Genomic DNA, 15,411 nt, shown 5'->3' with positions numbered 1-15,411 from the left:
TATTATAGTATAGTATGCAAGATAAGAAATCAGAGATTTACACAGTGAATCAGTAGTTATAAGGAGAGCGTATATGTCAGTAACAATACAACAGATCGCCGAAAAAGCAGGTGTATCAAGAGGAACCGTAGACCGGGCACTTAATAACCGCGGCCGGATCAACCCGGAAGTGGCAGAAATGGTGAAAAGAACCGCCGAAGAGATGGGATATGTGCACAAAGCAAGAAAGAGACAGAAAAGTGCCGGAGGAAAGAAAAAGATCGGGATCGTAACACAGCTTTCGGGATCTTCCTTCATGCTGGAAGTCAAAAGAGGAATACAGACCGGAAAAAAAGAACTGGAAGAACTTGGCGTAGAAGTGATCGTAAAAGAGAATACTTCCGTTCGTGAAGAGGACCAGTTGCGTGCAATTGACGAACTGGTGAAAGAAGGAATCCAGGGACTGGCACTGATGCCGGTAGATACCGAAGGCGTCAGGGAGAAATTAAACTGGCTGGTGAATGAAAAGAAGATTCCGGTCGTGACATTCAACTCGGATATCGTAGGAACAAAGAGATGCTGTTTTGTCGGAATGGATAATAAGTTAAGCGGGCAGACAGCAGCAGGGTTATTCGGGATGATGACCAGAGGCGTCGGAAAGATCCTTGTCATTACCGGATATTTCAGCAGTATGCTGAATAACTCTCGTGTAGACGGATTCGTAGAAGAGATAAAGAATATTTCACCAAAGCTTGAGATTGCCGGCGTGCAGGGAAGCTTTAACAATGCAGATGAAGTGGAACACATTATAGAGAATGCCATGATGAGTATATCCGGGATTAACGGAATCTTTGTGGTATCCGGCGGACAGGAAGGCATCGTCGAGGCATTCCGCAAACTTGGTGTAGAGCAGCGGCCATATGTTGTGATCTATGACCAGACTGCAAAGAATGAAACACTGTTAAAAGAAGGAACCGCAGATTTCCTGATCGATCAGAATGGGTTCGAACAGGGATACCGGCCGCCGAGGATCCTTGCAGATATCTTGTTGAACGGAACCTATCCGGACACAGAATATCTGTATACAGGAATCGATATTAAGACAAAATACAACCTGTAAGATAATCCGGGGTACACAGCCCTGATACCAGAGATGCAAGAGAAGGTGCCAGTGGCAGGTTTTGCAGATAAAGGGATGATTAGAATGATAATAAGACAGAGAAGAGGAAAACAGATATCAGCTTTATTACTCATGACGGTAATTCTGTGCTGCGGCTGCAGTAATCACAGTTCCTGGCAGAAGGCAAAAGACCGGTATGTGGTAGGAGTTGTAACCAAATCCAATACCAGTGAGTACTGGATGTCGGTGAATTCCGGCATGGAAGCGGCAGCTGCAAAATATGACATGGATGTGATCACGCTTGCTCCGGATTCGGAACTGGACCGGGAAGTTCAGGAAAAGCAGGTGGAAAAGCTGATCGATCAGAATGTGGATGCGCTGGCAGTTGCACCGATTGACTCTTATCATGTTCCGGACTATCTGGATGAAATAGAGAAAAAGAAGATTACGGCAGTATGTTTTGACAATGGAATGGTGGGCGGAGAACTTCCATATATCGGAATCGACAATCATAAGACAGGATATCAGCTGGCACAGGAACTGGCAGAACAGTTAGACCACAAAGGCCAGGTAGGAATTGTGGCAGGTGATTTAAAACAGAAAGGCCACAGAGAACGTGTGGAAGGATTTGAAGAATATATGAAGTCCGAACCGGAGATGACGGTGAAGTTCGTAGAAAGCGGCTATGCCAATCTGCAGATGTCGGAACAGAAAGTACGGGATCTTATGGGACAATATCCGCAAATCAGGGGAATTATGGCGACCAGTGCTGTCACTGCGATGGGACTTGTTGATGAATTGAAAGATACTGATATCAAAATTGTGGCAGTGGATGAACAGGAAGATTCCCTTAAGGCAGTAGAAAATGGGCAGATCTTGGCGCTTGCGGCACAGTCGGGATATGAGATTGGTTATGAAACGATTCACTATATCCAGAATCTGCGGAACGGAAAGCATCTGAAAAAGAAGTATTATCTGAATGCAGAGATACTGACACAGGACAATGTAAAGGAGTACAGAAAAAAAGATGAAAGTCAGAAGTATAAGAAGTAAGGTCCTGATCGCAATCACCGGGATCACACTGCTTACGGCAGCAGCCATGGCTTTCGTATTTTATGGAAGGTCATCCCGGATGATTGAGGAAAATTACATAACAGTGCTCAGTCAGAGAACCAGGCTGCTTACGGATACCGTAGATGATATGTTAAAAAATGTATGCAATATCGATATCAAAGCATCCTGTGACAAAGAGATCAAAGAGGAACTGGAACAATATCTGAATGACAAAGATGAGAAACGGCTGAACAATATCTCAACAAGATTACGTACATTTTCCAAGATGGATCAGGCAATCTCCAGTATGTATCTGGTGATCCCAGGCGAGAGTCAGTTTGTTACAACGCTGGATTATCTGGTGTACAGAAGTGGACTTAAGGAGGATAACCTTCGTCAATTTGAAACACTATGTGGAAAAAATGGCGGACCGGCGATCATGGATGATCTGGTGCACAGCAAAGATAAATTATTACAGTTTACGGAAAAGGTAACCGGAGAAGATGGACAGGTGATCGGTTATCTGTGTGCGAATATCGAAGAACAGAACTTAAGATATGATTATCTGGAAGATCCGTCGAATCAGGAACTGGGACAGATCGAACTGATCGAAGACGGCAGGATCATTGCAGCCAGAGAGCAGTCCCGGATGGGCAATAAATTTCCGGTAAAGAAGTATAAAAATTTTATCAGTCATTCTGAAGTTACCGGGGCAGATAAAGAAAATATATACATTTACTGTGAAGGAAGCTTTTCCGGCTGCGGAATTTTTGCCAGTGTAAAGAGAAGTGCCGTATTAGGTGACCTGGCGCAGATGCGGAAATATGTATTCGGTGTGGCGGCCGTGTTCGGGCTGATCGCAATGCTGGCGGCGATATACATTTCAAGGATTGTCTATAAACCGGTGAGAAAGCTGATGACTGCAATGCAGTCAATTGCGGATGGCGAGATGGACACCAGGGCAGAGGTCGTATCCAAAGACGAGATTGGTCTTGCTGCGGAAGAATTTAACCGGATGTTAGACCGGATCGAAGAACTGATCGGACAGCTTATTCAGGAAGAAAAGAAGAAAAAGGATGCGGAACTGGAGGCACTGCAGTATCAGATCACACCGCATTTTATGTATAATACACTGAATTCGATCAAGTGTTATGCAATGATCCACAATGAGAAAGAGATTGCAACGGTCATCGGGGATTTTGTAGAGTTATTGCAGACATGTATACGGAAAAAGGGCACATTTCTGACTGTTGCAGAGGAAATACAGGTGTTGAAGAATTATATTCATCTGCAGGAATTCCGCAATGGAGAAGAATATCAGGCAGCTTACGCGATAGAGCGCGAAGCAGAGCAATGTCTGATACCAAGACTGATCTTACAGCCCCTTGTAGAAAATGCGTTGATTCATGGACTGGATCTGAAAAATAACAGAAAACATTTAACGATAGAAGCGTATACTTCCGGCTCCAGACTTTATATGAAGGTCAGGGATAACGGAAGAGGAATGACACAGGAACAGATTGAAGAATTATTGAAAAAGAAGGGAAAGAAGACGAAGGGACTTACGGCAGTCGGAATACCGAATATTCAGGAAAGACTGCAATTATATTATGGAACACAGGCAAAGCTTTCGCTGAAAAGCAGCGGAGAAGGTACAGAGGCAACGATCTATCTGCCTGTGAACAGAAGTGAGGATGAAGAATCATGAGAAAAGCATTACTGGCGGACGATGACTTTCTTGTGCGGAGTTATCTGAAGATGTTGTCGTCATGGGAAAAGGCAGGATTTGAGATTACGGCGGATGTAAGAGATGGGGAAGAAGCACTGGAGGTGTTGGACCGGGAAAAGATAGATCTGGTTGTTACTGATATTGCAATGCCGCTGATGGACGGGATCGAACTGATCCGGGAAATCCGGAGAAAATATCCGGACATCTATGTGATCGTACTTAGCTGTCATGATGAATTCGAATATGTGAAAAAGGCGATGAAAGAAGGAGCAGACGAGTATGTATTAAAGAATACACTGAATGAAGAAAGTCTGTATACGGTTCTTGAAGCGGCGGAAGAACATATCCGGCAGAGCAAGGAAGAAGCAGGTGTGAAAGATCAGAAACAGCAGACGCAGGAACATGCGGATATGAAAAAGGATCCAGAAGAAGATAACAATGCAGATGCTGACGGGAAAACGGGAGAGAAGTCGGATCAGACAGGAAATATGAATGAAAAATTCCTGTTTTTTAACCAGATCCTGGCGGGAACCCTGTCCGGAGAGGAACGGGAAGAAAAAAGAATCCGGGCAGGAATACGTGGAAAATATAAGAACAGTGCAGTGATCGTGATCAAAAGAGAAGAAACAGAGTATACCGAGGATCCGCTGGAAGAAGCAAGAAAAGAGCAGTATAGTCTGGAATTCTACAGGCGTATGCAGGAAAAGTTACAGTCAAGACCCGGCGAATCCGAGACGGAAAAAGAAATGATCTATCTAGGAAATGGAACATATTGTTGCTTTCTGGATCTGTCAGATGAATACAAAAGCAGTGTGATGTATCAGCATCTGACCGGAACGGCATCGGCGTGTTATAAGATCTGTGCGGAAGAAGAGGAAGCCTACAAGATCGGTGTCAGTAATATCTGTATTGGAGCAGATGCACTTCGCCAGGCATATCAGCAGGCAAGGATGATGATAAAGAATAGTTTCTATGAAAAGGATGGAATTGCCTATTATGAAGCAGATAGAGCGATGGGAAAAGAACTTCCGAAAGAAGCAGAAACACTTTTGGAGGAGGCAGAGCTGTTAAAGAAGAAAAGTGAAAAGGATAAATTTCTTCTCATGGCCGGGACAGTAATACAGGCGTTCAAAAAAGAGCGGTGCGACAGTCAGCTGGTACGGCAGTGGTTCCGGAAGCTGGAACATAAGTTACAGGTAGACGGCTCAAGGGCGGACCAGCATTTTGGCTATATCGGAGAGGTGAAAAAAGAGCTGGAACATCTGGCAGAGCAGGCATTTGAATGTGGCGAACCGAATATCCCGGAAGATTTAAGCCAGGCAGTTAAGATTGCAGCGGATTATGCGGCGAGACATTACCGGGAAGCAGTGGGACTTGGTGATGCGGCAGAAGCGGCAGGCGTGAACAGCACCTATCTGAGTTATCTGTTCAGTCAGGAGATGGGGATTGGATTTGCCAACTATCTATTGAATCTGCGGATGGAACATGCGAAGAAGTTATTAAGAGAGACCAATCTTAAGATGTGGCAGGTAGCAGAAGAATCGGGATTCAATGATTACCATTATTTTTCAAAAGTATTTAAAAAAGCAGAGGGGATGAGCCCGGCGCAGTACCGGAAGCATTCTTAAAAATAAAAGATACAGTTGTTTTTCTATATGTAAAGGAAAAAGCAACTGTATCTTTTTTTGCGTGCAAATACCTGGCAAAAAAGAAAGCACAAAGAAAAATCAAAAAATAAAACCCAAAAAAAAGACACAAAAAGTGTGGAAAGCAATACCTGAAAAAAGACACAAAAATCAGAAAAATACCATCTAAAAATAAAGTACACATTTCAAAAGATTCTCCCAATGCCGGAACAGGCGGATCCTTAGTATTATATAGTTACAAAGAAAAACATGAAAGACATAGAAAAAACATCATAAAGAAAGAGGTAAGAAAAATGTTTGACAAAAAGAAAGTAAAACTTGGAATCGCACCAATCGCATGGACCAATGACGACATGCCGGACCTTGGAAGTGAGAATACATTTGAACAGTGCGTAAGCGAGATGGCACTTGCAGGATTCACAGGATCGGAAGTCGGCAACAAATATCCAAAAGATACGAAAGTCCTGAAACATGCACTGGATCTTCGAGGTGTAGAGATCTGCAACCAGTGGTTCTCAGCATTCCTGATCACAAAGCCATTCGAAGAAGTAGAAAAAGAGTTCCGTGCACAGCTTGCATACTTAAAAGAAATGGGAGCAAAAGTGATCGGAGCTTCCGAGCAGAGCTACAGCGTACAGGGCATGCTTGATACACCGATCTTCGGACACAAATATGTGATGAATGATGAAGAGTGGAAGATATTCTGTGACGGAATGAACAAGCTTGGAAAGATCGCAAAAGAGGAATACGGAATTGCACTTACCTTCCATCATCATATGGGAACGGTTGTACAGAATGCAGATGAAGTAGAGCGCATGATGGACAATACGGATCCGGAATATGTAAGTCTCTTATTCGATACCGGACATTTCGCATACTGTGGAGAAGACCCACTGGAAATGGTGAAGAAATACGCAGACAGAATCAAACATGTACATCTGAAAGACATCAGAAAAGACATGGTAGAGAAAGTAAAGAAAGAAGAATTAAGTTTCTTAGACGGAGTCAGAATGGGAACGTTCACAGTACCTGGAGACGGCGATATTGATTTTGATCCAATTTTCAAAGTTCTGGAAGAATCAGGATATACCGGATACATGGTAGTAGAGGCAGAACAGGATCCGGCAAAAGCCAATCCACTGGAATATGCACTGAAAGCAAGAAAGTTCATTTCTGAAAAGACAGGATTATAGAAGAAAAATACAATCTGCAGACAAAATCATCCAGGAAAAATACCGGGAGATTTTCCAAAGGGATAAAAACGGAACTGAACAAAAATATAGAAATAAAAAGATTATAAACGCGAAAAGGAGAAGAAAAAATGGTTAACGTAGGAATTATCGGAGCAGGAAGAATCGGAAAAGTACATGTAGAAAGTATCTGCACACAGGTAAAGGATGCAAAAGTCAAGATGCTTGCAGACCCATTCATGAATGATGAGACTGCAAAATGGGCAAAAGACATGGGCGTAGAAGCAGTTACAAAGGATTATAAAGAAATCCTTGCAGACCCGGAGATCGATGCAGTGCTGATCTGCTCATCCACAGATACACATTCACCAATTTCGGTAGAGGCAATCAAAGCTGGAAAGCATGTATTCTGTGAGAAACCAATCGATCATGATGTAGCAAAGATCAAAGAAGTCATCGATGCATTAAAAGACAGCAATGTAAAATACCAGGTTGGATTCAACAGAAGATTTGACCATAACTTTGAAGCAGTACAGAAAGCAGTAGCAGACGGAAAGATCGGAGATACACATATCATCAAGATCACATCCAGAGATCCGGAGCCGCCATGTGCAGACTATGTAAAAGTATCCGGAGGAATCTTCCTTGACATGACAATCCATGATTTTGATATGGTACGTTTCCTTGCAGGATGCAATGCAACAGAAGTATACGTAGAGGCAGCCGTACTGGTAGACCCTGCAATCGGAGAAGCCGGAGATGTAGATACGGCAGTCATCACACTGAAGATGGAAAATGGTGCGATCGCAGTGATCGATAACTCCAGAAAAGCAGCTTACGGATATGACCAGAGAGCCGAAGTATTCGGATCCAAAGGAATGGTTGCCGTATCCAATGACTCTACATCATCCGCAGTCATCAGCAATGCAGATGGCGTAACAGGTGAGAAACCATTATATTTCTTCCTGGAGCGTTACATGGCAGCTTATGCAAAAGAGATCAAGTGCTTCATTGAAGCAATCGAAAATGATACAGACACACCGCTTGGCGTTATGGACGGACTGCAGCCGGTACTGATGGGACTTGCAGCTAAGAAATCTCTGGAAGAACACCGTCCGGTTAAAATATCTGAGATCACAGTCTAGAATATAAGTAGTATAAGGCATAAAAAAGAAAAGATCTGTGAAGCATGAATTTACAGATCTTTTCGCATATCAAGAGAGACATGAAATGAACCGGAAAAGGAAGTCATTTTATGGAGGAAAAGGAGAGAAGAGACGTGGAAGAAAAAAAGGCGAACAATGCAGCAAACGGAAAACTGTCATGGCCGGTCAGATTATCTTATGCCGGAGGCGACGTGGCATGTAATGTAGTATTCGGTATGGTCGGAACACTTCTGACATTATTTTATACAGACTATGTAGGAGTGGCAGCAGCAACCGTAGGTCTGATCATGCTGTTATCCAGATTCTTCGATGGATTTTCCGATATGATCATGGGAATCATCGTAGAAAAGACCAATTCCAAATGGGGAAAATCAAGACCATGGATCTTGTGGATGAGTGTACCATATGCGCTGTCTGCGATCCTGTTATTTACTGTACCGCATACGATGGGAGTGGTTCAGTCGATCTATATTTTTGTAACTTATAACTTCTGTACAACTGTATGTTATACAGCAATCAATCTTCCATACGGAAGTCTGTCGGCCATGATGACACGTGTATCATCCGAAAGAGATATGTTAAGTGTAGTACGAATGGGATTATCACCGCTCGGTAAGATTATTGCCGTTACCTGTACCACTCCGCTGGTTAAACTATTCGGTAATGACCAGGCAGCATGGGTAAAGACGATGACGGTATGGGCAGTCATCGCCCTGATCTTACTTCTGATCTGCTTTATAAACTGCAAAGAGACTGTTGTGATCGCAGGACAGGATAAGGCGGAAAAGGTTCCGGTAAAGAAAGGGTTAAAACTTCTTCTTACCAACCAGTATTTCTGGGCTGTATTATTACTTTGGATGTTCCAGAGTGTGTCATTTAGCGTATCAGGAACGATCTTACCATATTATTGCAAATACATTTTCCACAATGATACATGGCTTTACAGTGCACTGTATCTGACAGAAATTCTGACACTGGTTGTATGTATTTTCTTATGTGCACCGTTGATCCGTAAGTTCGGAAAGCGAAACATTGCTCTGGCTGGAAGTATCATTGCCCTGGTGGGTCATCTGTTATACTTCCTGAATCCATACAGCATTCCATGGATGGTGATGAGTTGTGTTGCAAGAGCAGTCGGCCTTGCTCCACTGAATGCAGTTGTATTCGGTATGATTGGTGATGTAGTAGAATTCGGACAGTGGAAGACACATGTACGTCAGGAAAGTCTGATCTTTGCCGGTGGTTCGATCGGAACGAAAGTCGGTGCCGGTGTGGCATCTGCAGTTATGACAGGACTTCTTTCTATGGGTGGATACATCAGTACGGCGGCCGGAAGTGTCACTCAGCCGGACAGTGCATTACATATGATCGTGAACATTTACAAAGGCGGTCCATTGATCGTTGCAGGTGGTGTGCTTGTAGTACTTCTGTTCTATCATCTGGATAAACAGTATCCGGATATCATGAAAGAACTGATCGAACGTGAAGCGAAAGGAGAACTGTAAAATGAGAGAACATACGATTGTTACCATCAGCCGCCAATACGGAAGCGGCGGAAGAGAAGTTGCAGAGATTCTTGCAAAGAAGATGCAGGTGCGCTGTTATGACAGACAGATCGTATATCTGGCAGCAGAGAAAATCGGAAATGGCGATCTGGATGTGGAAAGCATTCTGGAAGAAGCATATAAGGTGCCGGGCAGTCACAGCGGTTTCTTCGGCGGACTTGGAATCGGAAGCGATGTCATCCCGGACTATAATAAGATGTATAAAGAGCAGGCAGCACTGATCCACAGACTTGCAGATAAATTCGGAGGAGTATTCCTGGGACGCTGTGCAGATGCAGTACTTGCAGATACACCGGACTGTTATCATATCTTCATTTATGCAGACGATGCATTTAGAGAAAAAAGAAGTAAAGAAGCATACGAGGGCATTTCCCTGAAAGAGATGGATAAAGAAGATGTATCCAGACAGAGATATTATAATTATTATACCGGCAGGACATGGGGCGATCCATTGAATTATGATCTGATGATCAATACCGGTAAGATCGACCTGGAAGATGCGGCAGATCTGATCATAGATTATATCGAGAAAGTACAAAGTGAATAAAGAAATAAAAAAGCAGACATAAAAAAGATGAGCCAGTGCGGACGTGAAAAATATATTTTTTCTGTCCTCATTGGCTTTTTTATACCATAGTATGCAAGAAAAGTTGCCAGTGGCAAGTTTTCTGTATTACCATGTGTTTGAAAGAAATTGCCAGTGGCAGGTCTTGCAGATACGGTTATATTTGAAAGCTTTTTGTGAAAAAGTCAGAATATAAAACGTTTTGATATGAATTGTGGTAAAATAATGGTAAGATAAGAATGTACAGAAAGGAAGGATCGGTATGAAAAACTATTCAGAAGATGCAAGCAGACAGTATCACATTCAGGTTGCAAAAGGTGAAGTCGGACGTTATGTGATCATGCCGGGAGATCCGGGCAGATGCGAAAAGATTGCTGCGTATCTGGATGATCCGGTGCTGGTTGCAAGCAACCGGGAATTCACCACTTATACCGGAATGCTGGACGGGGAAAAAGTCAGTGTGACGTCGACCGGAATCGGAGGACCGTCGGCAGCAATCGCAATGGAAGAACTGGTACGCTGCGGGGCAGATACATTTGTCAGGATCGGAACCTGCGGTGGAATGCAGCCGGAAGTAAAAAGCGGCGATATCGTGATCGCGACCGGTTCGATCCGCATGGAAGGGACAAGTAAAGAATATGCACCGATCGAATATCCGGCAGTTGCCAATCTGGAAGTAACGAATGCACTGGTGCAGGCTGCAAAAGAAGATGGCTGCACCTGGCATACAGGAGTGGTACAGTCAAAGGATGCATTCTACGGACAGCATGAACCGGAAGCAATGCCTGTCGGCTATGAGCTGCTGAACAAATGGGAGGCCTGGAAGAAGATGGGATGTCTGGCTTCCGAGATGGAATCAGCGGCATTGTTCATCGTGGCCGGTAAATTACGTGTCAGAGCAGGTGCATGCTTTCTTGTTATGGCAAATCAGGAAAGAGAGAAACTCGGACTGGAAAATCCGGTGGTACATGATACTGATATGGCAGTTAGGACAGCGGTCGGGGCAGTCCGGAATCTGATCCGGCAGGATAATGAAAAAAATAAGTAGAATCATTCGGAAAATCATGTATAATACTGATTACCAGAAATGGAATACGAATATAAAAGCGGGGAAACAAGATGGGGAAGACAGAACAAAGCAAAACATATCATACAAGTCAGTTGATTGAGACGGCGATAGAACAGTTGAAATATTCTTATACACCGTACTCCGGCTTCAAGGTCGGGGCAGCACTGCTGGCAAAAAATGGAACGGTTTATACCGGATGTAATATTGAAAATGCGGCATACACACCGACAAACTGTGCAGAAAGAACGGCATTTTTCAAGGCGGTAAGTGAAGGCGTGAAGGAATTCGATGCAATCTGTATCGTAGGAGGAAAGAACGGAGTCCTGACAGAATATGCACCGCCGTGCGGAGTGTGCAGACAGGTGATGATGGAATTCTGTGATCCGGAAGAATTTCAGATCATTCTTGCAACGGATGTAGAACATTATGATATCTATACGTTGAAGGAGTTATTGCCGTTGGGCTTCGGACCTGGAAATCTGAAAGAAAAGAAGACCGTATAAGGGGGAAAGGCAATATTCAGGAAAAAAGTGGAATGTTGAAATAGAAGAAAAATGAAGAATGTAAAATGGAGGAAATGATAAAAGCAATATGACAACAGAAGAATTAACAGCACTACCAAAAGTAGAACTGCATTGTCATCTGGACGGGTCGCTGAGCCGTGGATTTATAGAAAAGAGGCTGGGACGGGAAGTATCACAAAGTGAGCTGAGTGTATCCGAAGACTGCAGAAGTCTGAATGAATATTTGGAAAAATTCGACCTTCCGGGCAAATGCATTATGGATGAGACAGGACTGAAAGAAGCCGGTTATGATGTATTAAAAAGTATGAAACAGGAAAATGTATGCTATGCAGAGATCCGTTTTGCTCCGCTTCTGTCCGAGACTCCGGACATGAACTGCAATAAAGTGATCGAAGCACTGCTTGCAGGACTGGAAAAAGGAAAACGCGATTTTGGCATAGAGTACGGAGTGATCACGTGCGCGATGCGCCATCACAGTGAAGAAGAGAATGCCCGGATGCTGCGGACTGCCAGAGAATATCTGGGACACGGCGTGTGTGCGGCAGATCTTGCCGGGGCGGAAAGCCTGTATCCAATGTCAGAATTCATGGAACTGTTCAAAAAGACGAAAGCACTTGGCATGCCATTTACCTTACATGCCGGTGAATGCGGAAGTGTACAGAATATCCTTGATTCTGTGGAAACCGGAGCCGGAAGAATCGGACATGGAATCGCAATGAGAGGATACGCAGATGTGCAGAAAGAATTGCAGAAAAAGGGTATCGGTATCGAGATGTGTCCGATCAGTAATCTGCAGACCAAGGCAGTGGAAAGTACAAAGAACTATCCGATGCGGGAATTCCTGAATGCCGGATTAAAGGTAACAGTAAATACCGATAACCGTACAGTCAGCAATACGACACTGACAAAAGAACTGGAATTCATCCAGAAGAATTATAGAATCACCGATGAAGAGATTCATCTTATGATGCGGAACGCAGTGGATGTGGCATTTGCAGATGATGCGGTGAAAGAAAGGATGTTGAAGTATGTATAAAAAGCTGGAAAAATGTTTAAAAAGCATAAGAGAAAAGACGGATTTCAAACCAGAAAAAGCAGTCATCTTAGGATCGGGCCTTGGAGATTATGCCGAGAAGATCAAGATAGAAAAGATCGTAAAATATACAGACATCGAAGACTTTCCGGTATCGACTGTTCAGGGGCATAAAGGTCAGTTTGTATTCGGATATGTGGAAGATGTTCCGGTTGTACTGATGCAGGGAAGGGTACATTATTATGAAGGTTACCCGATGCAGGACGTTGTACTTCCGACCAGACTGATGGGGATGATGGGAGCAAAGAAGATCCTTCTGACCAATGCGGCAGGCGGAGTCAATCCATCATTCAGACCGGGTGACTTTATGCTGATCAAAGACCACATTACGACAGCAGTACCAAGTCCGCTGATCGGACCGAATATCGAAGAACTCGGAACCAGATTCCCGGATATGAGTGAAGTATACAGTAAAAAACTGCAGGATATCATCCGTAAAAGTGCCAAAGACTGTGGAATACCACTTCAGGAAGGCGTATACGTGCAGCTGACCGGACCAAACTACGAGACACCGGCAGAAATCCGCATGGTCAGAAGCTGGGGCGCAGATGCAGTCGGTATGAGTACCGCCTGCGAAGCCATGGCAGCAAGACATATGGGAATGGAAGTGTGTGGAATCTCCTGCATTACGAATATGGCGGCAGGTGTCAGCAATGCGAAACTGAATCACGCCGAAGTTCAGGAGACAGCGGACCGCGTAGCGAAAGATTTTGAAAAACTTGTGACAGATGTGATAGCTGCTATTTAACTGATTAACGAGATTAGTTTCATGGATCTTGGATGTTTATAAAAATAGAGGTAGCATCATGACTAAAAGAGAAAAAGAATTAGAAGATTTATTTCAGAGATGGATGAAAAAACAGGGAGAAGAGAAAGGATGGGAAAAAACTACTGTAGGAGGACGTGAAATATTACGGATACATTTTACAAAGGATGGAATGGTGGATCCTGAAGCTTATGAAGTTTCTTCTTGTAAAATTCTGGTCGTACTTAAGGAAGCTAATATTGCGGATAATAAAACGGAAGAATGGTTAAAGGAGCATATGATAGACGATCAGAGATACTGGTATCGGGAATTTGTTAATGGCACTATACAAGAGGGTGTTTGGACAGATGAAAATGGGTGTAGAAAAAAATCTGACAACATACCGCAAAAAGAATCAATTGGAAGAATGGCATACTTGTTACAGAAGTACACAAAAAATCAAAAAATAGATGCCAATAGACCTAGCGGAAAAGAAATTCAAGATGCTGTAAAGCAGGTCGCATTTATGAATTTAAATAAACGTGGCGGATCACAGAAAGTTAATGAGAAAGTACTTAATGATTATGTAGAAGAATATAAAAACGAGATAAAAGAAGAAATTGAAATTTTGCAGCCAGATTATATTATCTGGTGTGCGGGTGAAAAGCCAATGGGAAAAATCTTAGAAAAGAAAAATGGGATTGAAATGTTACACCCGGCAGCAGGAAGGTATATTTATAGAAATAATGAAGAATTGGGATTTGAAGGAAATGTTGAAAAATGGGAGAATTATTATAGAGAGTTGGAAGAGTCTCAAAAAGGAGCAGAATATTTAAAGGTGTCTAAAGGTGTAGAAAAATATATAAGAGTCTTTAAATCTAGAGTAGAAAAGTTCAATAATAAAAATAAAATTTCTTGTTAAAGAGAGCGTAAATATGTTATCAATATTACAAAGGCTACCGCTTCTGCCACTTAATTCTTCAGGCATTCTATATCCACGGAATAAAAGTCAGGAACTCTTTCCAGTGAATGTGGAGAAAGTGTTCCTGACTTTTATGGAGACCCGGGTATCCGCCAGCCTGATAAATTAAATGGAAAACTTCAATTCAAAAACCTCCGCCGGTATATAATGCTTACTAACCACAAGTATCTCCTCATTCTCATCATACACATTCTCCTGTGTCATAAGGAAAGAATCGTGGCTGGAAAGCTTATAATTCTTTGCAGAGAAGTTACCGGCAGTAGAATATGTAACACAGCGGCTGCAGTGATGTCCCTGTTCATAGCAGGTATGCTCCAGAAATTCCAACAGTGCATCTGTGCTGTTCAGGTCGATCTGCAGCCTGCCGACCAATTCAATCGGAATAAAGCTTAAAGAATATGCAATGGTATGTCCTTCATGCTTATACCAGCGGTCGACGATGACAACAGCGGCGGTGTAGTGGTCGAAGTTGTCTAAAATGGATTTTGACGGCGGCTCGATACGGAAATCCAGTTCGACACTGTCCAGTTCTTCCTGACAACTGTCGTAGACAGGATGTGTCATACTGCCATCAGAAGACAGCATTTCATCTGAAGCGCTGTCTTCCGCATCTGCAACAGCTGCGGAATCTGCAGAACCGGCTCTCTGGGGATGTTTGCGTCCCCTGGAACCGGCAGCTTTAGGCTCACGCACAAAATGTCCGACACCCTGTACATCTTTGATCAGTCCGTCTTCTCTTAATAAAGTAAGTGCTTTCCGCAGTGTCATACGGCTGACATTCATAGTCGCGGAAAGTGTAGTTTCTGACGGAAGCTGTGAACCGGGTTCATAAGTTCCGTTCTGGATCAGTTCATATAATTCATTGTATATTTTTACATGTTTTAATTTTCTTGTTTTAGACTTGTCTGTTTTTGTTTCCATAAATTCAGTTACTCCTGTAGATTAAAGATATAGAAATAGCAGGGGAATAAGATCTATATAGAAG

Annotated in this window: 14 protein-coding genes; 13 read left to right on the top strand and 1 reads right to left on the bottom strand. The window is 43.1% G+C overall.

Going from position 1 to position 15,411, the window contains the following annotated elements; all coding sequences use genetic code 11:
• Nucleotides 1-73: 73 nt before the first annotated feature.
• The 13 genes from NCY30_RS07480 (at nt 74) to NCY30_RS07420 (ending at nt 14,366) form a co-directional block, all read left to right on the top strand.
• The gene (locus tag NCY30_RS07480; RefSeq protein WP_022415946.1) at nt 74-1,099 is read left to right on the top strand and encodes a LacI family DNA-binding transcriptional regulator; all 1,026 of its coding nucleotides are present in this window, start codon (nt 74-76) and stop codon (nt 1,097-1,099) included.
• An 84-nt stretch (nt 1,100-1,183) separates the two neighbouring features.
• Nucleotides 1,184-2,152 carry an ABC transporter substrate-binding protein gene (locus tag NCY30_RS07475; RefSeq protein ID WP_070099001.1) on the top strand — a complete coding sequence of 323 codons (969 nt, stop codon included), beginning with the start codon at nt 1,184-1,186 and terminating at the stop codon, nt 2,150-2,152.
• A complete protein-coding gene (locus tag NCY30_RS07470) occupies nt 2,127-3,860 on the top strand; it encodes a sensor histidine kinase (RefSeq protein ID WP_250818598.1) in 1,734 nt (577 codons plus the stop codon). The genes NCY30_RS07475 and NCY30_RS07470 overlap by 26 nt, the downstream gene beginning before the upstream one ends.
• Nucleotides 3,857-5,509 (top strand): response regulator transcription factor, encoded by a 1,653-nt coding sequence (locus NCY30_RS07465; protein ID WP_006428465.1) that lies wholly within the window; start codon nt 3,857-3,859, stop codon nt 5,507-5,509. The genes NCY30_RS07470 and NCY30_RS07465 overlap by 4 nt, the downstream gene beginning before the upstream one ends.
• Nucleotides 5,510-5,820: 311 nt before the next feature.
• Nucleotides 5,821-6,720, top strand: coding sequence for a myo-inosose-2 dehydratase (gene iolE / locus NCY30_RS07460; protein WP_006428466.1), 900 nt, complete (start codon nt 5,821-5,823; stop codon nt 6,718-6,720).
• Between the two features lie 128 nt (nt 6,721-6,848).
• On the top strand, nt 6,849-7,862 hold the full coding sequence (gene iolG / locus NCY30_RS07455) for an inositol 2-dehydrogenase (RefSeq protein WP_006428467.1): 1,014 nt from the start codon (nt 6,849-6,851) through the stop codon (nt 7,860-7,862).
• Between the two features lie 110 nt (nt 7,863-7,972).
• Nucleotides 7,973-9,388, top strand: coding sequence for an MFS transporter (locus NCY30_RS07450; RefSeq protein WP_006428469.1), 1,416 nt, complete (start codon nt 7,973-7,975; stop codon nt 9,386-9,388).
• A gap of 1 nt (nt 9,389) precedes the next feature.
• Nucleotides 9,390-9,995, top strand: a complete 606-nt coding sequence (locus tag NCY30_RS07445; protein ID WP_006428470.1) for a cytidylate kinase-like family protein — start codon at nt 9,390-9,392, stop codon at nt 9,993-9,995.
• Between the two features lie 280 nt (nt 9,996-10,275).
• Complete coding sequence (gene udp, locus NCY30_RS07440; protein ID WP_006428471.1) at nt 10,276-11,061, top strand: uridine phosphorylase; 786 nt, start codon at nt 10,276-10,278, stop codon at nt 11,059-11,061.
• Between the two features lie 71 nt (nt 11,062-11,132).
• The gene (gene cdd / locus NCY30_RS07435) at nt 11,133-11,585 is read left to right on the top strand and encodes a cytidine deaminase (RefSeq protein WP_006428472.1); all 453 of its coding nucleotides are present in this window, start codon (nt 11,133-11,135) and stop codon (nt 11,583-11,585) included.
• An 88-nt stretch (nt 11,586-11,673) separates the two neighbouring features.
• Nucleotides 11,674-12,642, top strand: coding sequence for an adenosine deaminase (add, locus tag NCY30_RS07430; protein WP_006428473.1), 969 nt, complete (start codon nt 11,674-11,676; stop codon nt 12,640-12,642).
• Nucleotides 12,635-13,447 (top strand): purine-nucleoside phosphorylase, encoded by an 813-nt coding sequence (locus NCY30_RS07425; protein ID WP_006428474.1) that lies wholly within the window; start codon nt 12,635-12,637, stop codon nt 13,445-13,447. Before add ends, NCY30_RS07425 begins: the two co-directional genes overlap by 8 nt.
• Before the next feature lie 58 nt (nt 13,448-13,505).
• Nucleotides 13,506-14,366: a hypothetical protein gene (locus NCY30_RS07420; protein WP_022415950.1), complete on the top strand. Its 861-nt coding sequence runs from the start codon at nt 13,506-13,508 to the stop codon at nt 14,364-14,366.
• Nucleotides 14,367-14,531: 165 nt separating this feature from the next.
• Here NCY30_RS07420 and NCY30_RS07415 read toward each other — a convergent pair whose 3' ends face one another.
• Nucleotides 14,532-15,347 carry a GntR family transcriptional regulator gene (locus NCY30_RS07415; protein WP_006428476.1) on the bottom strand — a complete coding sequence of 272 codons (816 nt, stop codon included), beginning with the start codon at nt 15,345-15,347 and terminating at the stop codon, nt 14,532-14,534.
• Nucleotides 15,348-15,411 lie beyond the last annotated feature (64 nt).

The sequence above is a fragment of the Dorea sp. MB18-49 genome, from assembly GCF_023669465.1.
GTDB lineage: Bacteria > Bacillota > Clostridia > Lachnospirales > Lachnospiraceae > Dorea_A > Dorea_A longicatena.
This window is presented reverse-complemented; position numbering and strand designations above follow the sequence as displayed.